The following is a 21,844-nucleotide window of genomic DNA, read 5'->3' on the forward strand; positions in this document are numbered from 1 at the left end:
TCTTAATCATTAAGAATGGTGCGGAAGAAAGGAATCGAACCTTCATGCCTTGCGGCGCTAGATCCTAAGTCTAGTGCGTCTACCAATTTCGCCACTTCCGCACACCGCACGCCATCGCGCACATAAGAAGTAGAAAATAAAGAAGCAGTATTTTAGCTTTTTAATCCTTTAAAAATACTGAAAAATTGAAGTTTTTTATAAATTTGGAGTTTTTTCTGGCTTTTAGGGGGTTTTAAATTCTTTTAAGGTATTCTAACGAGACTATATCATTAGATAGTTTTAAGGAAATTAAGGAACACAATGGAAGTTTCACGCAAGAAAATTTACAACCCCGATTCTACAGAAAGTGTGAATGAAAGAAAGATTTTTGGGGGTAATCCTACAAGCATGTTTGATTTGAATAAAATCAAGTATCAATGGGCGGATCATTTGTGGAAAACGATGCTCGCTAACACTTGGTTTGCTGAAGAAGTGAGCATGAACGATGACAAAAGGGATTATTTGAAATTGAGTGCAGAAGAAAAGATCGGCTATGACAGAGCCTTAGCGCAACTCATTTTTATGGATAGCTTGCAAACCAATAATTTAATTGATAATGTCAATCCCTTTATCACCAGCCCAGAAATCAATTTGTGTTTGGTGCGTCAAGCTTATGAAGAAGCCCTACACAGCCATGCGTATGCGGTGATGGTAGAAAGCATTAGTGCGAATACTGAAGAAATTTATGACATGTGGCGTAACGATATGCAATTAAAAAGCAAGAACGACTATATCGCGCAAGTGTATATGGAATTAGCCAAAAACCCCACAGAAGAAAACATCCTCAAAGCGCTTTTTGCGAACCAGATTTTAGAGGGGATTTATTTTTATAGCGGGTTTAGCTATTTTTACACTTTGGCTAGGAGCGGTAAAATGCTAGGCTCAGCGCAAATGATTCGTTTTATCCAAAGAGATGAGGTAACGCATTTGATTTTATTCCAAAACATGATCAACGCTTTAAGGAATGAAAGAGCGGATCTATTCACGCCGCAATTGATTAATGAAGTCATAGGAATGTTTAAAAAAGCGGTAGAAATTGAAGCTTTGTGGGGGGATTATATCACGCAAGGCAAGATTTTAGGGCTCACTTCAAGCTTGATTGAGCAATACATCCAGTTTTTAGCGGATAGCCGTTTGAGTAAGGTGGGTATCGCTAAAGTTTATGGCGTCCAACACCCCATTAAATGGGTAGAGAGCTTTTCAAGTTTCAATGAACAGCGCTCTAATTTCTTTGAAGCTAGGGTGAGTAATTACGCTAAAGGGAGCGTGAGTTTTGATGATTTTTAAGGGGCTTGTTTGAATAGTATCAAAAACCATTTGATGTGTGAAGAAATCCACAAGCGTTTTCATTTGCACCCCAAAGTGAGAGAGGCTATGGAAAGCATTGAAAGGGAGGTTTTTGTGCCAGCCCCTTTCAAGCATTTTGCCTACACTTTAAACGCTCTTTCTATGCAAGCGCAACAATACATTTCTTCGCCCCTAACCGTGGCCAAAATGACGCAATATTTAGAAATCGATCATGTGGATAGCGTGCTAGAAATTGGTTGCGGGAGCGGCTATCAAGCGGCGGTGCTGTCTCAAATTTTCAGGCGCGTTTTTAGCGTTGAAAGGATTGAAAGCCTGTATTTAGAAGCGCGTTTGCGCCTTAAAACTCTCGGTTTAGACAACGTTCATGTTAAATTCGCTGATGGGAATAAGGGCTGGGAGCAATACGCCCCCTATGATAGGATTTTATTCTCTGCTTGCGCTAAAAATATCCCCCAAGCGCTTATTGATCAGCTTGAAGAAGGCGGGATATTAGTCGCGCCCGTTCAAGAAAACAACGAGCAAGTGATCAAACGCTTTGTGAAGCAAAATAACGCTTTGCGCGTCCAAAAAGTGTTAGAAAAATGCTCGTTTGTGCCTGTTGTAGATGGGGTGCAATAAAGATTAAGGCATGATTAAACACTATCTTTTCATGGCGGTTTCGCAAGTTTTTTTCTCTTTCTTTTTAGTGCTGTTTTTTATCTCTTCCATCGTGCTATTAATCAGTATCGCAAGCGTAACGCTCGTGATTAAAGTGAGCTTTTTGGATCTAGTGCAACTCTTTTTGTATTCCTTGCCAGGAACTATCTTTTTTATTTTGCCGATCACTTTTTTTGCGGCTTGCGCTTTGGGGCTTTCAAGGCTTAGCTATGACCATGAACTATTAGTGTTTTTCTCTTTAGGGGTTTCGCCTAAAAAAATGACTAAAGCGTTTGTGCCTTTAAGTTTGTTAGTGAGCGCGATTTTATTAGTGTTTTCTCTCATTTTAATCCCCACCTCTAAGAGTGCTTATTACGGGTTTTTGCGTCAAAAAAAAGACAAGATTGATATTAACATCAGAGCGGGTGAATTCGGGCAAAAATTAGGCGATTGGCTCGTGTATGTGGATAAGGCTGAGAACAATTCCTATGATAATTTAGTGCTTTTTTCTAATAAAAGCCTTTCTCAAGAAAGCTTCATTCTGGCCCAAAAAGGCAATATCAACAATCAAAACGGCGTGTTTGAATTGAATTTATACAAAGGGCATGCGTATTTCACTCAAGGCGATAAAATGCGTAAAGTTGATTTTGAAGAATTGCATTTGCGTAACAAGCTCAAGTCTTTCAATTCTAATGATGCGGCTTATTTGCAAGGCACGGATTATTTGGGTTATTGGAAAAAAGCCTTTGGTAAAAACGCTAATAAAAATCAAAAACGCCGTTTTTCTCAAGCGATTTTAGTTTCATTGTTCCCTTTAGCGAGCGTGTTTTTAATCCCCTTATTTGGCATCGCCAACCCACGATTCAAAACGAATTGGAGTTATTTTTATGTCCTTGGAGCGGTTGGGGTTTATTTTTTAATGGTGCATGTGATTTCTACGGATTTGTTTTTAATGACCTTTTTCTTCCCCTTTATTTGGGCGTTTATCTCTTATTTGTTGTTTAGAAAATTCATTTTAAAGCGTTATTGAATGCGTTGTTTTAAGGCTACTATCGCTTATGATGGGGCGTATTTTTTAGGCTATGCCAAACAACCTAACAAACTCGGCGTTCAAGATAAGATAGAGAGCGCTTTAAATGCGCTAGGGATTAAAAGCGTTGTGATTGCGGCCGGGCGCACGGATAAAGGCGTGCATGCGAACAATCAAGTGCTGTCTTTTTACGCTCAAAAACACTGGAATGCCGCTAAATTATTTTATTATCTAGCCCCTAAACTCGCCCCGCATATTGTCTTAAAAAAGCTAGAAGAAAAAAACTTCCATGCGCGTTTTGACGCTCAAAAAAGAGCGTATCGTTACCTTTTGACGAAGAATTTAAAAACGCCTTTTTTAGCGCCTTATATCGCTTGTGGGGATTATGGCTCACTGGATGCATTAAACACCGCTTTAAAGCAATTCACAGGCAGGCATGATTTTTCCATGTTTAAAAAAGAAGGCGGGGCTACAACCAACCCTAATCGCATCATTTTTAACGCTTTGGCTTATAAAACCTTTATCATGGGGCATGAGTGCGTGGTGTTTAAAATCATTGGCGATGCGTTTTTACGCTCCAGCGTGCGTTTAATCGTTCAAGCATGCGTTCAATATTCACTAGAAAAAATCACGCTCGCTGAAATTGAAATGCAAATCCACAACCTCAAAGCCACCATAAGAACGCCCATAATGGCTAATGGCTTGTATTTGCACAGGGTGTATTATTGAAATCTTAAAAGGTGTTCTTCCCAATCTAGAGCGCTTTTGATAATGGTGTCTAGGTTGTCATAAAGGGGTTTGAAAGGGGTGTTTTGTAAGATTTTAGCGTTATTGGCAATAAGGCTTGCTGGATCGCCTTGTCGTTTGTCTAAAATTTCCACTAAAAAATCGTTGTTTGAGATTTCTTTGACCTTTTCTATCACTTCTTTCACGCTATGGCCTTGATTGTAGCCAACATTATAGATCTCGCTCTTATTTTTTTCTAAAAGAGTGTGATAGCTCGCTAAATGCGCGTTAGCCAAATCATCTACATGGATATAATCCCTAATGCAAGTGCCATCTCTAGTGGGGTAGTTAGTGCCAAAAATCCCCATTTTTTTCCTTTTCCCCACCGCGCATTCGCATGCAATTTTGATTAAATGCGTGGCGTTAAGCGTGCGCTGCCCTAGCGTGTAAGGCGTGGTATAATCATTGTGCATGCATGCCCCAGCCACATTGAAATAGCGCAAAATAACGCATTTAAAATCCGCTATTTTAGAAGTGTCTAACAAAATCCTTTCGCTCATCATTTTAGACGCTCCATAAGGATTAATGGGTTTTAAGGGGCTTTCTTCATTCAAGCTAAAATCAGACTCGCCATAAACCACGGCCGTGGAAGAAAAAATAAAACGCTTGATTGCATGTTTTAAGCAAAGTTTGACAAGCTCTAAAGTGTTGAGCGTGTTGTTGGTGTAGTATTCTAAAGGCAAACGCGTGGATTCTTCTACTGAGATTTTAGCCCCAAAGTGCAAAATAGCTTCAATGGGATCTTTTAGCTGTTGTTTATTTAAAAAGGCGTCTAATTTTTGCGTTTCATTCAAATTCGCTTGAACAAACGCAACCCTATTAGGGTAGTAACGCTCTAACGCTTTGAGGTGCTCTAAAAAACCGGTGCTTAAGTCATCTACAATAATGATGTTTTCTTTGGTTTTTTCTAAAAACGCCCTTGCGGTATGCGAGCCTATATACCCGCACGCTCCTGTGAGTAATAATGCCATAAAACCCCTTTTAAAATGAAAAAATAACAACTATTATAACATCTTAATCCCATTTATCATTTAAGGATTTCTTAAGAAAATTTAATCTATAATTTCATCTTTATTGACTTTAAGGGCTTATAGCTCAGGTGGTTAGAGCGCACCCCTGATAAGGGTGAGGTCGGAGGTTCAACTCCTCCTAAGCCCACCATTTTTTACCATCTTTGGGGAATTAGCTCAGCTGGGAGAGCGCCTGCTTTGCACGCAGGAGGTCAGCGGTTCGATCCCGCTATTCTCCACCATTGTATTCCTCTTTTTTGATACAACTCTTTTCATCAATCGTGTTAATCATGTTTGTTTAGGAAATTCTTGAGCGATTAGATTATCCTTTTTAACACCGCAAGTCTTTTTAATTAAAATTCAAAGATCAAGTTGGATTGAGTTTTTTAGATTTTTGTTTGCCTTGTATATTTTAAAAATCTTGCTCGCTTTGTAGTTGTTCGCTTTGTAATTTCGCAAGCTTTTTGGCGTTGGCTTACTTTAGGGGGCTTAAGTTTTTAGGCTCTTTTGTCAATTCGTTTAAATTTTCTGTTCTTTTTAATAAAATCCTCTTGACTTGTTAAGTCTTTTTGTGTAGGATTATTTTCATAGGGATGGTTTCCAGAGTGTAGATTGGCGTCCCTAAAATCTTTAAAATTCCTACCGCTATAAAAATCAAAAATCTTATTTCCATTGTTTAAATCATCTACTACTAACCTAAGCTTAACGCCGCTATTGAGTCCTTCAATAATTTCAAGCGTGTTGTTGGAAAAATGTGGGTTTTGAGTGCTTGATTCTTTCTTTATTGTCCCAATTCAAGCCTTTCGTTAAGGCTTTATAAAAAATGTTAGAAACCCTTACAAAACAAGCTAATATATTCTATTCAATTTATTTCAAGGACAAACAAACATGAAAAAATTTCTTTATACCCTACTCGCGCTTCTTTTAATCGGCCTTTTAACAACCTATCTTATCCTTTTCACAGAATGGGGGAATAAAATCATCGCTTCGTATATAGAGAAAAAAATCAACCCGAACGAGCGTTATTTGAGCGTTAAAACCTTTAAATTGAGATTCAACTCTTTAGACTTTGAAGCTCAAGCCAACGATGATTCCACGCTCATTCTTAAGGGGGATTTCTCGCTTTTAAAGCAAAGCGTAAATTTGGATTACCATATAGACATTAAAAATTTACGCTCTTTTAAGGATTTGATACCCTACCCTTTAAGGGGGGCTGTTATGACTTCTGGGAATATTAAAGGGCATAGAAAAGCCCTTGTGATTCAAGGCGTCTCTAATGTGGCTCAATCCCACACTGCCTACAACGCCCTTTTAGATGATTTCAAGCTTTCTCACTTAAGTTTGAACGCAAAAGACGCCAATTTAGAAGATTTGCTTTATTTAATCAATCGCCCCGCTTATGCGAACGCAAAAGTGTCCTTACAAGCGGATTTTAACTCTCTAAAGCCCTTAGAAGGGCATTTGACTCTGACAGCTAATGACGCTTTAATCAATAACGCCCTAATCAATCAAATCTTTCATTTAAACCTTAAAGACACGCTTATCTTCAACCTCTCGCACTCAAGCGATTTTAAAGGAAACAAAGCCATCAGCGATACCACCCTAACTAGCCCTTTAGTTAATTTCACAGCCCTAAAAAGCGAATATTCTTTCCCTACTTTAAAACTCAACGCCCCCTACACTTTAGAAATACCCCATCTAGCCAAACTCCAAAACATGATCAACCACCCCTTAAAAGGGAGCTTGACTTTAAAAGGCGATATAGAGCAAAGCCCCAAACTCTTAAAAGTCAATGGCCATTCAAATTTACTAGACGGCGTGCTAGATTTCACGCTTTTAAATAAAGATTTGAAAGCCCGTTTTTCCAATATTTCCACTTTAAAAGCCTTAGATTTATTCCATTACCCTAAATTTTTCCAATCCATTGCAGACGCTAACTTGGATTATGACCTTATCTCTAAGCAAGGCGTGTTGAAAGCCAATCTCAAAAACGCAAGATTCCTCAAAAATGCATTCAGCGATTTCCTCTACTCCATTTCTCAATTTGATATTACTAAAGAAATCTATAACGATGCCAATCTGGTAAGCCAAATCAACCAGCAACGCCTGCTCTCTGATTTGAGTTTAAAAAGCCCCAAAACCCAATTGAAAATCCATAACGGCTTATTGGATTTAAACACCAAACAAATGGACATGCTCATGGATGCGGAAATCTTAAAATTCATTTTTAAAATGAAGCTTCAAGGCAACATGCACCAGCCAAAATTTTCCCTCATTTTAAACGAAAAAGCCATTCAGCAAAACCTGCAACAAGGCTTGAAAGAAATCCTTAAAAACGACACCCTTAAAAAAGGTTTAGATCATTTGCTTAAAGATGATAAGCTCAAAGAAAAGCTTGAAAAAGGGCTTAAGGGGCTTTTTTAAAATTTTAAAGGATAGAAATGGCGCACATTTTAGTTAGCGGAGCGACTTCAGGGTTTGGGCTAGAAATCGCTAAGGCGTTTTTACAAAAAAACCATGTGGTTTTTGGCACAGGGAGGCGAAAAGAGAATTTACAAAAATTGCAACTCGCTTATCCCAAGCGTTTCATTCCCTTGTGTTTTGATCTTAGAAACAAGCTTGAAACTAAGCGAGCGCTAGAGACTATTTTTTCTATGACGGATCGCATTGACGCTCTAATCAATAACGCCGGCTTAGCGCTAGGCTTGAACAAGGCTTATGAATGCGAGTTAAACGACTGGGAAATCATGATAGACACGAACATCAAGGGGCTATTGTATCTCACTCGTTTGATTTTGCCCTCTATGATAGAGCATGACCAAGGGACCATCATCAATCTTGGCTCTATCGCTGGCACTTACCCCTATCCTGGTGGGAATGTCTATGGAGCGAGCAAAGCGTTTGTGAAGCAATTTTCTTTAAATTTGCGAGCGGATTTGGCTGGCACTAACATTAGAGTGAGTAATGTTGAACCCGGTTTGTGCGGCGAAACCGAATTCAGCATGGTGCGTTTTAAAGGCGATAAAATCAAAGCCCAATCCGTCTATGAAAACACTCTTTACCTCAAACCACAAGATATTGCTAACATCGTGCTATGGATTTATGAACAACCCTTGCATGTCAATATCAACCGCATAGAAATCATGCCCACAAGCCAAACTTTCGCTCCCCTACCCACCCATAAAAACCCTTAAGGGGTTTTAAATAAAGGCTTTGTTTTGGTTAAATACTTAAGGTTTTTTTAAACTTTAACGACTCTTTAAGTTTTAAAAAAAAAGAATTTTGGTTGCTTTATTTTAAACTCATTATCTTAAGGGGATAGGAAGTATTTTAAAATTATTCCCCCTAAAACCTCCTTTTAAAATCCCCCTAACCTCCCAAAAGTTCGCTTTTTAAAGCCGCTTGATCAAGCTTGATCAAGCCTTATTCAAACTAAACTTTGATTTTGAGCTGCTTGAGAATATCGCATGCCCCTTTAGCGCCTAATTTACAGCCTTTTTTAAAGTTTTCTATGGCTTGCTTTTCATTCCTTGCTATGCCTTCGCCATTGTATTGCATAGCCCCTAAATTGAAACACCCTCCGCCATTTTCCAATTCGCATGCCTTAGAATAACGAGCGAGGGCCTCTTTAAAATTCTTCGCCGCGCCTTCGCCATGATGATACATATTCCCTGCGTTAAAACACCCTGGGCTGTCTTTTAAATCGCAAGCTTTGTCATACGAAGCGAGCGCCTTTTTCAAATCCTTAGGCGTGCCTCTGCCTGCATCATACAAGCTCCCTAATATCGTGCAACCATCGCCATCGTTCAAATCGCACGCTTTAGTGAAATATTCCACCGCTTTTTTAAAATCCCTAGTAACCACTTTACCATCATGATAAATCCCCCCTAAGCTCGCGCACCCTTCAGCGTATTTCAAATCGCACGCTTTAGAGTAGTATTGCAAGGCTTTATTGGTGTTTTGGGACACGCCTTGCCCGCTATAATATAAGTTCCCTAGCAAATGACACCCATTACTGTAATTTAAATCACAAGCTTTAGTGTAAAAGGAGGCGGCTTTTTTCAAATTCTTTTCCACCCCCTGCCCTTGATAATAAAGCACCCCTAAATTAAAACACCCGCTATTTTCTTTCAAATCGCAAGCTTTTTCAAAATATTTCTTAGCCTGAGTGAAATCCTGCTCTTTGTAGCTCTTTGCCCCCAAACCCACAAGCTCTTTAGGGTCTTGCTCTGCCATTAGCCCCCCTAAACACAACGCACCCAAGCACAAAACCCTAAAAAAGGACTTTTTGACATTTTCTAACATGATGTATCTCCTTATTAAAAATTTTATTATAGTGTTATTAAGCAAATACAAAACGCCATGATCTCTTTATTATCTTAAAGCTAACGCCCTCTTACAAATTTCTGTGATCTTATCCCACTCTTTGTTTTGAATTAAATCTTTAGGGGTAAGCCAGCTCCCCCCCACGCACACAACGTTTTCTAAAGCCAAATAAGAACGCATGTTATCTGCACTAATCCCCCCAGTGGGGCAAAATTTCACCCCTTTAAAAGGACCGTTAAAAGCGTTTAAAAGCTTAACGCCCCCGCAATACTCTGCCGGGAAAAATTTCAAAGCGTTATAGCCCAATTCTAAGGCTTGCATGACTTCACTACTGCTAGAAACCCCGGGTATTAAAGGCATGCCTTTTTTCTTTGCGTGTTTTAAAAGCTTTATCGTAAGGCCCGGGCTAATCAAAAACTCTGCCCCCCTATTTTGAGCCTGCTCTAATTGAGTGAGATTGAGTATCGTGCCAGCGCCCACGCGCATTTTTGGCACATTCTTAGCGATAAGCTCTATGGCTTCTAAAGCGCAACTGGAGCGCAAAGTTACTTCTATGATTGGAATACCCCCCTCTATCAGGCTTTGCGCTAAAGGCACAGCGTCTTTTATATTTTCAACCACCACCACAGGGACAATGGGGCTGATTTGTAAAACCTCTATTATTTTATCTTGCATTTTATCTCCTTTATATTTTTATACCTTTATGCCAAAACTCATGCCACCCTCTTCAGCGGTATTGGCATTCAATCTCAAGCTTGTAAACAATTCTCTACCCAACCCAAAAGTAGGCTTTTCTAAATTTTCTAAGGTTTCTAAAAACAAGGGGTTGATGCCTCTCTTTTCAAAATCCTTTTCAAGCACATTCAAGGCGTTATTAGGAGCGTCTAATTCTATCAAATCGCCATCTTTAATCTTAATGATCGCCCCGTTTAACGCCCCCTCAGGGCTTAAATGAATCGCGCTAGGCACTTTCCCGCTCGCCCCGCTCATGCGCCCATCCGTAACGAGCGCGACCTTATAGCCCATATCCTGCAAAGCCCCTAAATTCGTGGTGAGTTTGTGCAATTCTGGCATGCCGTTAGACTTAGGCCCTTGGAAAGGCAAGACAGCGACAAAATCCCTTTCTAATTCTTTATTTTTAAAGCGTTCTAAAAATTCGCTTTGGGTTTTAAAAACAATCGCTCTAGCCTTAACTTTCCTGTGCTCATCTTTAATGGCTGAGATTTTAATCACGGCCCGCCCCAAATTACCCTTTAAAATTTTAAGCCCCCCATTAGCGGCAAAAGGCTCACTAATAGGGCGTAAAATATCCGTATTCAGGCTATGATTGATGGCGTCTTTATACACCAAGTGGTCGTTTTCTAAAAAGGGGGTTTTGGTGTAATTTTGCATGCCTTTTTGCGTTTCTGTATCCATAATGGTATGAGTGTCTTCAAATAAAAGCCCCTCTTTTAACAATTCTTTGATCACAAACGCTAAGCCCCCACAGGCTTCAAAAGCGTTCACATCCGCTGATCCGTTAGGATAGACTTTAGCTAAAAGGGGTATGAGATTAGAAACGGCGTCAAAATCGTCCCAATTGAGGATCACCCCACAAGATCTAGCGATAGCGATCAAATGCAAAGTGTGGTTAGTAGAACCCCCTGTTGCCATTAAACCTATAAGAGCGTTAAGAATGCTTTTTTCATCAATGAGTTTGGCTAAAGGCAGGACTTTCCCGCTCGCTAATCTTTTCGCGCTCTCTTCTACTAAAACCTTCCGTAAGGGGTTGTTAGGGTTGATAAAGCTAGAATTAGCCACATGCAACCCCATAAACTCCATCATCATTTGATTAGAATTAGCCGTGCCATAAAAAGTGCAAGTGCCCACATCATGATAGCTTTGCATTTCCACTTTTAAAAGCTCTTCTCTGTTGATCTTTCCCATTGCAAAATCTTGGCGTGCTTTGGCTTTTTTATAATTTTCTATCCCGCTCACCATAGGCCCGCTTGGCACAAACACGCTCGCTAAATTCCCAAAGCTTAACGCTCCTATGAGTAAGCCTGGCACGATTTTATCGCACACGCCCAAAAAAAACGCCCCGTCAAAAACATTATGGCTCAACCCCACGGCGGTGCTTAAGGCGATCACATCTCTGCTGAATAAGCTCAATTCCATGCCATCATAACCCTGCGTGATACCATCACACATCGCTGGAACCCCACTAGCGACGCTCGCATAAGCGTTATGCTCTTGCAATTCTTTTTTAATCCAATCAGGGTAATTTTTAAAAGGTTGGTGGGCTGAAAGCATGTCATTATAAGCCGTGATAATCGCAAAATGCTTTCTTTTATGCGACCCTAAAGGCATTTTCAAATGCTCTGGCATGCTCGCTGTAACATGCGCAATATTCGCGCAACCCAAACTCTCAATCTTGGGCTGGTTTTTAGGGTTAAAGGTATTTTCTAAATAAAGCTCTCTGGTTTTTTTGCTACGCTCTGTAATTTTTTCTTTGATTTGTTCTAAAGAATGCTTAGGCATGAACACCCCTTTAATTAAGATTTAATATATAATAATAACTCAAAAACACTCTAAAAGGGTTATTGATGTTAGATTTTGATTTGGTTCTTTTTGGCGCGACTGGGGATTTAGCCATGCGAAAGCTCTTTGTTTCGCTCTATGAAATTTATACCCATTATGGTTTTAAAAAAGATTCTAAGATTATCGCATCTGGGCGTAAGGAGCTATCCAATGAAGAATTTTTAGCGCTTCTTTGCGAAAAGACACAACTGCATTCAAGAGAAAAGGGTGAGGAATTTTTAGCCCATATCAGTTATTTTTGCGTTCGTTTGGATAACCCTAAAGACTTTGAAGAATTGAGTAAAATCGCTACAAAAAATAAACCCTTGATTTTCTACTTTTCTATCTCCCCTAGTTTTTTTGCAACGACCGCCCAAAATTTGGCCCAAAACGCACTCAATCACGCTAATGTGCGCTTGATTTTAGAAAAGCCTTTAGGGCATGATTTAAAGACTTGCAAGGAGATTTTCCAAAGCATTAGTGCTTTTTTTAAAGAAGAACAAATCTTTAGAATCGATCATTATTTAGGGAAAAAGGGCGTTCAAAATATCCTTGAATTGCGCTTAAATAACCCTATCTTAAACATTTTATGGGATCAAATCAGCGCGGTTGAAATCTGCGTGTATGAGACTTTGGGGGTGGAAGAAAGGGGTGAGTTTTACGATAAAATAGGGGCTTTAAGGGATATGGTTCAAAACCATCTCTTGCAAGTTTTATCCCTTATCGCTACAGATTTACCCAACGATTTAAAAGACTTGAGGAAAGAAAAAATCAAAGTTTTAAAAACCTTACAACCCCCTAAAGACTTTAAAAAACAGGTTATTCGGGCCCAGTATCAAGGCTATAGAGATGAAAATAAGGTTAATAAAGAGAGCCAGACAGAGACTTTTGTCGCTATTAAAGCCTTTTTGGATACGCCTAAATTTAAAGGCGTGCCTTTCTACCTTAAGCACGCTAAAAAAATGCCCCATAACCAAGCGAGCGTGAAAATCCATTTTAACGCGGTCAATACGCTAGAATTTTTTCTCTCTCAAGATAAAATCACCCTCACCCTAAAAGACAATCAAAACCCCCTTATTTTAGAAACCCACAACCAACAAGAATTTTTACAGCCCTACGCTAAGTTGCTCTATGATGCGATACAAAATAACCACAATAATTTCGCCCACCAGCTGGAATTAGAAGCGTCATGGGTGTTTATTGACACGCTCATAGAAGGTTTTATCAATAACGCCACGCCCTTATATTCCTATGAAAGCCACAATCTCAACGAATTAGAATTTTTAAAACCACTCTATCAATAAAGGGATTTCATGGGTTATCAATTGTTTGAATTTGAAAATTTAGAAGATTGCCACAGGGCTTTAACAGATCGTTTTAAAGAATTTTTTAACGCCGCTTTAAAAAAGCACCATCAAGTTTCTATCGCTTTTTCTGGAGGCCGTTCGCCCATTAGTTTGTTGCAAAAATTGAGCGTTTTAGATCTCAAATGGCATGAGTGTTTAATCAGTTTGGTAGATGAACGCATAATAGACACTAGCCACAAGGATAGCAACACTAAATTATTGCATGATTACTTGTTGCAAAATAACGCCTTAAAAGCTTCTTTCACCCCGCTTTTGCCCAAAAAGATTTCTAGCGATACAAACGCGCTTTTTCATTTTGCTAACCAGCATTTCAAACAGCCCCATTTAGCCATTTTGGGCATGGGGACTGACGGGCATACGGCTAGCCTTTTTCCCGAAACGAGCGCTTTTTTAAACGAAGAAAAAGAAAATATCGTTTTGACTAAGCCCGCTAACGCTCCTTATGAGCGCCTGAGCATGTCTGTTAACGCCTTAGAAAATTGCGAAAAACTTTTCTTAAGTATTAGTGGGGCAGAAAAAAGGGAGGTTTTAGAAAAAGCTTTAAAAGAAAACGCCCCCTATTCTCTGCCGATTGCTCGGATTTTACATTCTAAAAAAGTTACCACGGAGGTGTTTTATGCCAAAAACTGAAACTTACCCAAGACTCTTAGCCGATATTGGCGGCACGAACGCACGCTTTGGTTTGGAAGTCGCCCCACGACAGATTGAATGCATTGAAGTCTTGAGGTGCGAAGATTTTGAGAGCTTGAGCGATGCGGTGCGGTTTTACCTTTCTAAATGCAAAGAAAGCCTTAAACTGCACCCTATTTATGGCTCTTTTGCTGTGGCTACACCCATTATGGGGGATTTTGTCCAAATGACGAACAACCATTGGACTTTTTCTATTGAAACGACACGGCAATGTTTGACTTTAAAAAAATTGCTTATCATCAATGATTTTGTCGCACAAGCCTATGCCATTAGCGCGATGCAAGAAAACGATCTGGCTCAAATAGGTGGGATTAAGTGCGAAATCAACGCCCCTAAAGCGATTTTAGGGCCAGGAACCGGGCTTGGGGTAAGCACTCTTATCCAAAACAGCGATGGCTCTTTGAAAGTCTTACCCGGCGAAGGGGGGCATGTGAGCTTTGCCCCTTTTGATGATTTAGAAATTTTAGTGTGGCAATACGCCCGCTCTAAATTCAACCATGTGAGCGCGGAAAGGTTTTTAAGCGGTAGCGGTTTGGTGTTGATTTATGAAGCCCTGTCTAAACGCAAAGGCTTAGAAAAAGTGGCGAAGTTAAGCAAGGCTGAATTAACCCCACAAATCATTAGCGAACGCGCTTTGAATGGGGATTACCCCATATGCCGATTGACCTTGGACACTTTTTGCTCCATGCTAGGTACGCTCGCTGCTGATGTGGCTCTCACTTTGGGGGCTAGAGGGGGCGTGTATTTGTGTGGGGGGATTATCCCACGATTCATTGATTATTTTAAAACTTCGCCCTTTAGAGCGCGTTTTGAAACAAAAGGACGCATGGGAGCGTTTCTCGCTTCCATCCCTGTGCATGTCGTGCTGAAAAAAACTCCGGGACTTGATGGGGCAGGTATTGCGTTAGAGAACTATTTACTGCATGATAAAATTTAGCAAATAGTAGCCGCTTAAGATAAAAGCGATTAGTATAAGGGGTGCGTTTAAACGCGCCAAACAACGCTACCATATAACCGACAATTATAAAATTAGTTAAACCTATAGAAATATAAGCAAACCATAAAAACGATACAATAGCGGTATTTTAATCAAACAAGGAGTTTTAATGAGAGTTCAATCTAAAGGTTTTGCTATTTTTTCTAAAGACGGGCATTTCAAACCCCATGATTTTAGCCGCCATGCTGTAGGCCCTAAAGATGTGTTGATTGACATTCTTTATGCAGGGATTTGCCATAGCGATATTCATAGCGCTTATAGCGAATGGAAAGAAGGCATTTATCCTATGGTTCCTGGGCATGAAATTGCTGGGGTCATCAAAGAAGTGGGTAAGGAAGTTAAGAAATTTAAGGTTGGCGATGTGGTGGGCGTGGGCTGTTTTGTCAATTCATGCAAAGCATGTAAGCCCTGTAAAGAACACCAAGAGCAATTTTGCGCCAAAGTGGTATTCACTTATGATTGTTTGGATTATTTCCATGACAACGAACCCCACATGGGCGGTTACTCTAATAATATTGTCGTGGATGAAAACTATGTGATTAGCGTGGATAAAAACGCTCCTTTAGAAAAAGTAGCCCCCTTGCTTTGCGCGGGCATCACCACTTATTCGCCCTTAAAATTTTCTAAGGTTACTAAAGGCACAAAAGTTGGTGTCGCTGGGTTTGGCGGGCTAGGAAGCATGGCGGTCAAATACGCTGTGGCTATGGGGGCTGAAGTGAGCGTTTTTGCAAGAAACGATCACAAAAAGCAGGACGCTTTAAGCATGGGGGTTAAACATTTCTACACGGACCCTAAACAATGCAAAGAAGAATTGGATTTTATCATTTCAACCATTCCTACCCATTATAATTTAAAAGACTACCTCAAGCTCTTAACTTATAGTGGCGAATTAGCTCTTGTGGGACTCCCTCCTGTAGAAGTCGCTCCAGTGCTTAGCGTTTTTGATTTTACCCATTTATGCAATCGCAAGGTTTATGGCTCATTGATTGGGGGCATTAAAGAAACCCAAGAGATGATGGATTTTTCTATCAAACACAATATTTACCCTGAAGTGGATTTGATTTTAGGCAAGGATATTGACACGGCTTATCACAACCTAACCCATGGGAAAGCGAAATTCCGCTATGTGATTGACATGAAAAAATCGTTTGATTAAAGGCTTTTTACTCTAGCTCTTTTTTAAGAGCTTGAGTTGGATTAGGATTTTTTTCACCAATGCATGGAGTTTTAAAATTTTAAGGGTTTTACTAATAAAGCTCTTAAGCGGTATGAGGATGCAGTGTTTGATAAACACCCTAAAGAGTTTCTTTCGCGCGTTTTTAGGGAGCCTATAAACATGCGAGAAGTAGTGGTTTAAGAACGCTTCAAGGGAGTTTTCTTTGATCTCTGCATGGGCATGCGAGAAGTAGTGGTTCAAGAACATTCCGAGATTTTCTTGCTTGATTGTGGCATGAATGCACGAAAAATAATGGTCTAAAAAGGTCTTAAGCGCGTCATGGGCAATCTGCTCTTCAGTCTTCCATAGGGGAAAGTAGTAGTGATAGGCAACGATGCTGTGGTAACGATGCCATTTTTCGCTGCCTATTTCCACCCTAGCGATCGAATCAATCCAGTCGCTCATAAAGGGGGTTTTAGCCAAAGCGTTCAGCCACAAATCCGCTTTTAAACCAAAAGGATAATCCCAAGGCTTCACCGCCCCCCACCAAGCGTCATAGTGGATAATGATAGGGTTCTTTCGCGCTTCTAAAATGGTTTTTTTATAATTCTCGTTTAAATACGCGTTAGAAAAATCTTTAATGGTGTAATAATAAGGGAAAACGCAATATTCAATCCCTAAAGCTTTCATATTAGGCCAACACCATTTCGTAAAATCCAACTCCCCTTTAACCTCATTCTCCTTTAAAAGATCATGCATTCTTAAGGTGAAATTTTTCTTGCGTTGGTAATCTAAATTACAAAACAAAAACCCTTCCATCATGTGGTGCTTTTCAACTTCTAAAACCCCATAAAAATAATTCTCATCATTTTCTTTAATGTTTAAGAAATCAGCGCTAAATTCATTGCAAAAGATAACATCCACATCGCTCCACACCATTTTAGAATATTTGGGGAATAAATCAGCCAAAAAATACTTCACTAACACCATTTTAGAAAAACGCTTGGTGAAATCCTCATCAAAAGGGTTAGGGATAGCGTCTAAAAAAGGTTCAATATCTTTCACTTCTAAAGCAGCAAATTCTTTAAAAGGCTCTGTAATTTGGTTAAGCTTTGCTTTATCTTCTTCATTCAAGCCTACCACTAAAGCGTGTAGGGTGTAGCGGATTTTTTTATTGGCTTTAGCGATGCTTTCCAATAAAGAATAAATGCATGCGCCCGCAGGAATGAGGTAATTCTTATCAAAAGCGAAAGCGATAGGGATATGAAAATCTTGTTCTTTAAAAGAATGGCTTGAAGCTGAAGTCATAAAAAATGAAACACCCTTTTTTAAAGCTATTTTATCCAAAAAAAAAAAAAAACAGAACTTGAAAGGGTTCTGTTTTTGGTTTTATGTTGTTTTTAATGAAAATTAATTTAAAATTTTACCTTATTTTTGCCACCATTTTTAAAGGGCGTTGATGAAAGGGGCTGTGTTTTAGTTTGATTTCCTTAAAAAAATCTCTTTATGCGTTGTTGTTTTCAGGTTTTTTAATACCACCCTTAATGAAAGCGGCTAGTTTTGTCTATGATTTGAAGTTTATGAGCTTTAATTTCAATTTAGTGGCCCCAAACAACAACCCCTATTGGAATAGCCTAACCAAAATGCAAGGTCGTCTCATGCCTCAAATTGGCGTCCAATTGGACAAAAGACAGGCCTTGATGTTTGGAGCGTGGTTCATTCAAAATTTACACACGCATTATAGCTATTTCCCTTATTCGTGGGGGGTTACCATGTATTACCAATACATAGGGAAAAATTTGAGGTTTTTTTTAGGCATTGTGCCGCGAAGCTATCAAATAGGGCATTACCCTTTAAGCGCTTTTAAAAAACTTTTTTGGTTTATAGACCCTACTTTTAGGGGAGGAGCGTTTCAATTCAAACCAGCTTATGATCCTAACCGCTGGTGGAATGGGTGGTTTGAGGGCGTTGTGGATTGGTATGGGGGGCGTAATTGGAACAACCAGCCCAAAAAGAAAAATTACGATTTTGATCAATTCTTGTATTTTGTTTCTTCAGAATTTCAGTTTCTTAAAGGGTATTTAGGTTTGGGGGGACAGCTTGTCGTTTTTCATAACGCCAGCCATCATAGCATGGGAGATAATTACCCTTACGGCGGTAATTCTTACTTAAAACCAGGCGATGCAACCCCGCAATGGCCTAATGGCTACCCCTATTTCAGTCAAAAAAATAACCCACAAGGCGGAGAAATAGGGAAATACTCTAACCCTACCATTTTAGATAGGGTCTATTACCATGCTTATTTAAAAGCGGATTTTAAAAATCTCATGCCTTATATGGATAATATTTTTATGACCTTTGGCACGCAGTCGTCTCAAACCCATTATTGCGTGCGTTATGCTAGCGAGTGCAAAAACGCTCAGTTTTATAACAGCTTTGGGGGGGAATTTTACGCTCAAGCGCAATACAAAGGCTTTGGGATTTTTAACAGATACTATTTTTCCAACAAACCCCAAATGCACTTTTACGCCACTTATGGCCAATCCCTTTATACCGGGTTGCCATGGTATAGAGCCCCTAATTTTGACATGATAGGGCTTTATTATGTTTATAAAAATAAATGGATAAGCGTGCGAGCGGATGCGTTTTTTAACTTTTTAGGTGGGGGCGATGGGTATCATTTGTATGGGAAAGGGGGCAAGTGGATCACTACCTATCAGCAATTCTTAACCCTAACCATAGACACACGAGAGTTGATTGATTTTGTCAAATCTAAAACCTCTAAATAACTATATCTAAAAATTATAGATATAATTGAAATAAGCGACCGGTAAGCGGTGCCATAAAGTAGTCGCACTCAAGCCATCAACGACTTCAGTTCTTTTGTTAGGAATGACAGGGAATTTCAACCCGAAAGTGATTTCATTGTGGAAAAAGCCAAAACGAAAACCCACTTTCACAAGCAATTGGAAAAGCGAATTTTCTTTGCCTAAATTTTGAGCGATAATCCCATGCATAGCCCCTCCTGGCATGTAAGTCGCCCCAGCGATACCTAAGCCAAACTCCAACCCTAAAAACATCTTTGGCGAATTGAAAGCGTCCCACAAACCGCTAAATTCTAAACCATAGGTAGAAATATAGGATTTATGAGAAGAAAAGGTCTGATCATAAAACAACCCGTAACGAAAACCCACATGCTCTACAGCTTGCGTTTTAGCCACAAATTTCCCCCCTAACACCACACCAAAGCCATTGCCGGTCATGAAATACGATTTATCTACAGACTCGGTGCTAAAAGATGTGTTGATCGCGCTAAGCTGATACCCAACCCCTAAATAAAACGTATTCCTATCCGCAAATTTAGGTTTTTTTGATTTTTCATCAAGCTCTGCCTCTGCGGCTTGGAGCGATGATAATAACGCCATGCCCATCAATATTTTAACCGTTGTTTTATTCATAACCCAATTCCTTATGTTATCCTGCCCCACACTTGCCCCATACAGACTAAAATCAAATCACACCCTAAATAATAACAAAGTTTAAAATAAATATTAGTGGTTTTGATTAAGAACGCCTATCTTTTTAGAATAAATAGCCATAATTCTTGTAAGTATGCCCCCATTTTCCTATAAAAATTCCTAAAAAGATATTGTTATAAGACACATTAATAGTTTTTCTTGTATAATTCTAGGCTAAATTCAATTTATTTTATACGATATTAAGGAGACATATTACCATGTTTCAAATTAGATGGCATGCGCGAGCTGGCCAAGGCGCTATCACCGGTGCTAAAGGGTTAGCTGATGTGATTTCAAAAACAGGTAAAGAAGTGCAAGCGTTCGCTTCTTATGGTTCAGCTAAAAGGGGGGCTGCTATGATGGCTTATAACCGCGTTGATGATGAGCCTATTTTAAACCATGAACGCTTCATGCAGCCTGATTATGTGCTGGTGATTGATCCCGGTTTGGTTTTCATTGAAAACATCTTCGCTAATGAAAAAGAAGACACGACTTATATTATCACTAGCTATCTTAACAAAGAAGAATTGTTTGAAAAAAAACCTGAATTAAAAACCCGTAAGGTGTTTTTAGTGGATTGTTTAAAAATCTCTATGGAAACCTTAAAACGCCCCATCCCTAACACGCCCATGCTAGGAGCGTTAATGAAAGTGTCTGGCATGCTTGAAATTGGGGCTTTTAAAGAAGCTTTTAAGAAAGTTTTAGGCAAAAAACTCACGCAAGAAGTCATTGACGCTAACATGCTCGCTATCCAAAGAGCTTATGAAGAAGTTCAATAACATTAAGGAACAAAGATGAAAGATTGGAATGAATTTGAAATGGGAGCGGTGCTCTTCCCTTTTGAAAAAAACGCGCAAAGCGAAATGGAAAAACACAATGATGAGCGCCATTACACCGAGCAAAGCTACTTCACCACTTCAGTGGCTCATTGGCGCGTGGCTAAGCCTGTGCATAACAATAATATTTGCATCAATTGCTTTAATTGTTGGGTTTATTGCCCAGACGCTGCCATTCTTTCAAGAGAGGGCAAGTTAAAAGGCGTGGATTATTCTCATTGTAAAGGCTGTGGCGTGTGTGTGGATGTCTGCCCCACCAACCCTAAATCGCTATGGATGTTTGAAGAACAAATTGAGCCCGCTACCGCCCTCACTCAATGGCCGCAAAAACAAGAAAAGAAAAAATCATAAGGAAAAAATATGGCAAGAAGTATTGAATTGCAAGAGATAGAAGTGTGGGATGGCAATACCGCTAGTTCTAACGCTTTAAGACAGGCTCAAATTGATGTCATCGCAGCCTATCCTATCACCCCATCAACGCCCATTGTGCAAAATTATGGCTCGTTTAAAGATAATGGCTATATTGATGGCGAATTTGTTTTAGTGGAATCTGAGCATGCCGCCATGAGCGCATGCGTGGGAGCTGCTGCAGCTGGAGGGAGGGTCAGCACTGCGACCAGCTCTCAAGGTTTGGCGTTAATGGTAGAGGTTTTATACCAGGCTTCTGGCATGCGTTTGCCTATTGTTTTGAATTTAGTCAATCGCGCTTTAGCAGCCCCTTTAAATATCCATGGCGATCATTCGGATATGTATTTAAGCAGGGATTCTGGCTGGATCAGTTTATGCACATGCAACCCCCAAGAAGCTTACGATTTCACTTTAATGGCGTTTAAAATCGCAGAGCATCAAAAGGTGCGCGTGCCTACTATTGTCAATCAAGATGGGTTTTTATGCTCGCACACCGTGCAAAATGTCCGCCCTTTGAGCGATGCAGTGGCTTATCAATTCGTAGGCGAATACCAAACCAAACATTCCCTTTTGGATTTTGATAAACCGGTAAGCTATGGCGCGCAAGCTGAAGAAGAATGGCATTATGAGCATAAAGCCCAACTCCATCATGCGATCATGAGTGCATCTTCTGTGATTGAAGAAGTGTTCAATGATTTCGCTAAACTCACAGGCAGACAATACCATTTGACTAAAACTTTCCAGCTAGAAGACGCTGAAATCGCTATCTTTGCGTTAGGCACTACTTATGAATCAGCGATCGTAGCGGCTAAGGAAATGCGTAAAAAAGGCATTAAGGCCGGCGTGGCTACCATCCATTCTCTGCGCCCTTTCCCTTATGAAAGATTGGGGCAGGATTTGAAAAATCTTAAGGCTCTAGCGATTTTAGATAAAAGCTCCCCAGCGGGCGCTATGGGGGCGATGTTTAATGAAGTAACGAGCGCGGTGTATCAAACGCAAGGGACTAAACACCCTGTGGTGTCTAACTACATTTATGGTTTAGGCGAAAGGGATATGACGATCGCGCATTTATGCGAGATTTTTGAAGAAATCAATGAAGACGCTCTTAAAGGCACGCTCACGCACCCTACCCAACAATTCGTAGGTTTGCACGGCCCTAAAATGAGCTTTTTTTAAAA

20 protein-coding genes, 3 tRNA genes and 1 pseudogene are annotated in these 21,844 nt (G+C 39.9%); 16 read left to right on the plus strand and 8 right to left on the minus strand.

The window, feature by feature from the left end; all coding sequences use genetic code 11:
• Positions 1–16 precede the first annotated feature (16 nt).
• Positions 17–101 (minus strand) — tRNA-Leu (locus H7N67_RS04480).
• Between the two features lie 199 nt (positions 102–300).
• Here H7N67_RS04480 and H7N67_RS04485 point away from each other — a divergent pair.
• The 4 genes from H7N67_RS04485 to truA are packed head-to-tail and all read left to right on the plus strand — an operon-like array spanning position 301 to position 3,742.
• Entirely contained in the window at positions 301–1,326 is a 1,026-nt protein-coding gene (locus H7N67_RS04485; RefSeq protein WP_000453986.1) for a ribonucleotide-diphosphate reductase subunit beta, read from the plus strand.
• Positions 1,327–1,335: 9 nt separating this feature from the next.
• Positions 1,336–1,965 carry a protein-L-isoaspartate O-methyltransferase gene (gene pcm / locus H7N67_RS04490; RefSeq protein ID WP_187939195.1) on the plus strand — a complete coding sequence of 210 codons (630 nt, stop codon included), beginning with the start codon at positions 1,336–1,338 and terminating at the stop codon, positions 1,963–1,965.
• A 10-nt stretch (positions 1,966–1,975) separates the two neighbouring features.
• On the plus strand, positions 1,976–3,013 hold the full coding sequence (locus H7N67_RS04495) for an LptF/LptG family permease (RefSeq protein WP_000589910.1): 1,038 nt from the start codon (positions 1,976–1,978) through the stop codon (positions 3,011–3,013).
• Positions 3,014–3,742, plus strand: coding sequence for a tRNA pseudouridine(38-40) synthase TruA (gene truA / locus H7N67_RS04500; protein WP_187939196.1), 729 nt, complete (start codon positions 3,014–3,016; stop codon positions 3,740–3,742).
• On the opposite strand, the gene galE is transcribed toward truA, so the two are convergent.
• The gene (gene galE / locus H7N67_RS04505) at positions 3,736–4,770 is read right to left on the minus strand and encodes a UDP-glucose 4-epimerase GalE (RefSeq protein WP_187939197.1); all 1,035 of its coding nucleotides are present in this window, start codon (positions 4,768–4,770) and stop codon (positions 3,736–3,738) included. The genes truA and galE overlap by 7 nt on opposite strands.
• Positions 4,771–4,883: 113 nt before the next feature.
• Here galE and H7N67_RS04510 point away from each other — a divergent pair.
• Positions 4,884–4,960: transfer RNA gene (locus H7N67_RS04510), tRNA-Ile, on the plus strand.
• Positions 4,961–4,975: 15 nt separating this feature from the next.
• Positions 4,976–5,051: transfer RNA gene (locus tag H7N67_RS04515), tRNA-Ala, on the plus strand.
• 173 nt (positions 5,052–5,224) lie between these two features.
• Here the strand turns inward: H7N67_RS04515 and H7N67_RS04520 are convergent.
• Positions 5,225–5,525 (minus strand): annotated as a pseudogene (locus H7N67_RS04520) (DUF3519 domain-containing protein); the annotation flags it as partial.
• Positions 5,526–5,697: 172 nt separating this feature from the next.
• Between H7N67_RS04520 and H7N67_RS04525 the strand changes: the two are divergent.
• Both H7N67_RS04525 and H7N67_RS04530 read left to right on the plus strand, forming a co-directional pair.
• A complete protein-coding gene (locus H7N67_RS04525; RefSeq protein ID WP_187939198.1) occupies positions 5,698–7,233 on the plus strand; it encodes a hypothetical protein in 1,536 nt (511 codons plus the stop codon).
• A 17-nt stretch (positions 7,234–7,250) separates the two neighbouring features.
• Positions 7,251–8,003, plus strand: a complete 753-nt coding sequence (locus H7N67_RS04530) for an SDR family oxidoreductase (protein WP_187939199.1) — start codon at positions 7,251–7,253, stop codon at positions 8,001–8,003.
• Positions 8,004–8,241: 238 nt separating this feature from the next.
• Here H7N67_RS04530 and hcpC read toward each other — a convergent pair whose 3' ends face one another.
• From hcpC to edd, 3 genes are all read right to left on the minus strand, one after another.
• Positions 8,242–9,114: a Sel1-like repeat protein HcpC gene (hcpC, locus tag H7N67_RS04535; protein ID WP_108284499.1), complete on the minus strand. Its 873-nt coding sequence runs from the start codon at positions 9,112–9,114 to the stop codon at positions 8,242–8,244.
• Positions 9,115–9,183: 69 nt separating this feature from the next.
• Entirely contained in the window at positions 9,184–9,810 is a 627-nt protein-coding gene (locus H7N67_RS04540) for a bifunctional 4-hydroxy-2-oxoglutarate aldolase/2-dehydro-3-deoxy-phosphogluconate aldolase (protein ID WP_187939200.1), read from the minus strand.
• 18 nt (positions 9,811–9,828) lie between these two features.
• A complete protein-coding gene (gene edd, locus H7N67_RS04545) occupies positions 9,829–11,655 on the minus strand; it encodes a phosphogluconate dehydratase (protein WP_187939201.1) in 1,827 nt (608 codons plus the stop codon).
• A 65-nt stretch (positions 11,656–11,720) separates the two neighbouring features.
• On the opposite strand from edd, the gene H7N67_RS04550 reads away from it, so the two are divergent.
• The 4 genes from H7N67_RS04550 to H7N67_RS04565 all read left to right on the plus strand — a co-directional run bounded on the left by H7N67_RS04550 (position 11,721) and on the right by H7N67_RS04565 (position 15,904).
• Positions 11,721–12,998: a glucose-6-phosphate dehydrogenase gene (locus tag H7N67_RS04550; RefSeq protein WP_187939202.1), complete on the plus strand. Its 1,278-nt coding sequence runs from the start codon at positions 11,721–11,723 to the stop codon at positions 12,996–12,998.
• 9 nt (positions 12,999–13,007) lie between these two features.
• A complete protein-coding gene (gene pgl, locus H7N67_RS04555) occupies positions 13,008–13,691 on the plus strand; it encodes a 6-phosphogluconolactonase (RefSeq protein WP_187939203.1) in 684 nt (227 codons plus the stop codon).
• Complete coding sequence (locus H7N67_RS04560; RefSeq protein WP_187939204.1) at positions 13,678–14,688, plus strand: glucokinase; 1,011 nt, start codon at positions 13,678–13,680, stop codon at positions 14,686–14,688. The genes pgl and H7N67_RS04560 overlap by 14 nt, the downstream gene beginning before the upstream one ends.
• A gap of 169 nt (positions 14,689–14,857) precedes the next feature.
• On the plus strand, positions 14,858–15,904 hold the full coding sequence (locus H7N67_RS04565) for an NAD(P)-dependent alcohol dehydrogenase (protein ID WP_187939205.1): 1,047 nt from the start codon (positions 14,858–14,860) through the stop codon (positions 15,902–15,904).
• Between the two features lie 12 nt (positions 15,905–15,916).
• Here H7N67_RS04565 and H7N67_RS04570 read toward each other — a convergent pair whose 3' ends face one another.
• Positions 15,917–17,212 (minus strand): glycosyltransferase family 8 protein, encoded by a 1,296-nt coding sequence (locus tag H7N67_RS04570; protein ID WP_187939206.1) that lies wholly within the window; start codon positions 17,210–17,212, stop codon positions 15,917–15,919.
• Positions 17,213–17,385: 173 nt separating this feature from the next.
• Here H7N67_RS04570 and H7N67_RS04575 point away from each other — a divergent pair, with 173 nt between their 5' ends.
• Complete coding sequence (locus H7N67_RS04575; RefSeq protein WP_187939207.1) at positions 17,386–18,693, plus strand: hypothetical protein; 1,308 nt, start codon at positions 17,386–17,388, stop codon at positions 18,691–18,693.
• Between the two features lie 6 nt (positions 18,694–18,699).
• Here H7N67_RS04575 and H7N67_RS04580 read toward each other — a convergent pair whose 3' ends face one another.
• On the minus strand, positions 18,700–19,362 hold the full coding sequence (locus H7N67_RS04580) for an outer membrane protein (RefSeq protein ID WP_187939208.1): 663 nt from the start codon (positions 19,360–19,362) through the stop codon (positions 18,700–18,702).
• A 278-nt stretch (positions 19,363–19,640) separates the two neighbouring features.
• Here H7N67_RS04580 and H7N67_RS04585 point away from each other — a divergent pair, with 278 nt between their 5' ends.
• Genes H7N67_RS04585 through H7N67_RS04595 form a run of 3 tightly spaced genes read left to right on the plus strand, consistent with a single transcriptional unit; the run spans position 19,641 to position 21,842 of the window.
• Positions 19,641–20,201, plus strand: a complete 561-nt coding sequence (locus H7N67_RS04585; RefSeq protein ID WP_000486467.1) for a pyruvate flavodoxin oxidoreductase subunit gamma — start codon at positions 19,641–19,643, stop codon at positions 20,199–20,201.
• A 15-nt stretch (positions 20,202–20,216) separates the two neighbouring features.
• Complete coding sequence (locus H7N67_RS04590) at positions 20,217–20,609, plus strand: 4Fe-4S dicluster-binding protein (protein WP_000656174.1); 393 nt, start codon at positions 20,217–20,219, stop codon at positions 20,607–20,609.
• A 9-nt stretch (positions 20,610–20,618) separates the two neighbouring features.
• Entirely contained in the window at positions 20,619–21,842 is a 1,224-nt protein-coding gene (locus H7N67_RS04595) for a 2-oxoacid:ferredoxin oxidoreductase subunit alpha (RefSeq protein ID WP_000124325.1), read from the plus strand.
• Positions 21,843–21,844 lie beyond the last annotated feature (2 nt).

This window comes from Helicobacter pylori, from assembly GCF_014498195.1.
GTDB lineage: Bacteria > Campylobacterota > Campylobacteria > Campylobacterales > Helicobacteraceae > Helicobacter > Helicobacter pylori_DO.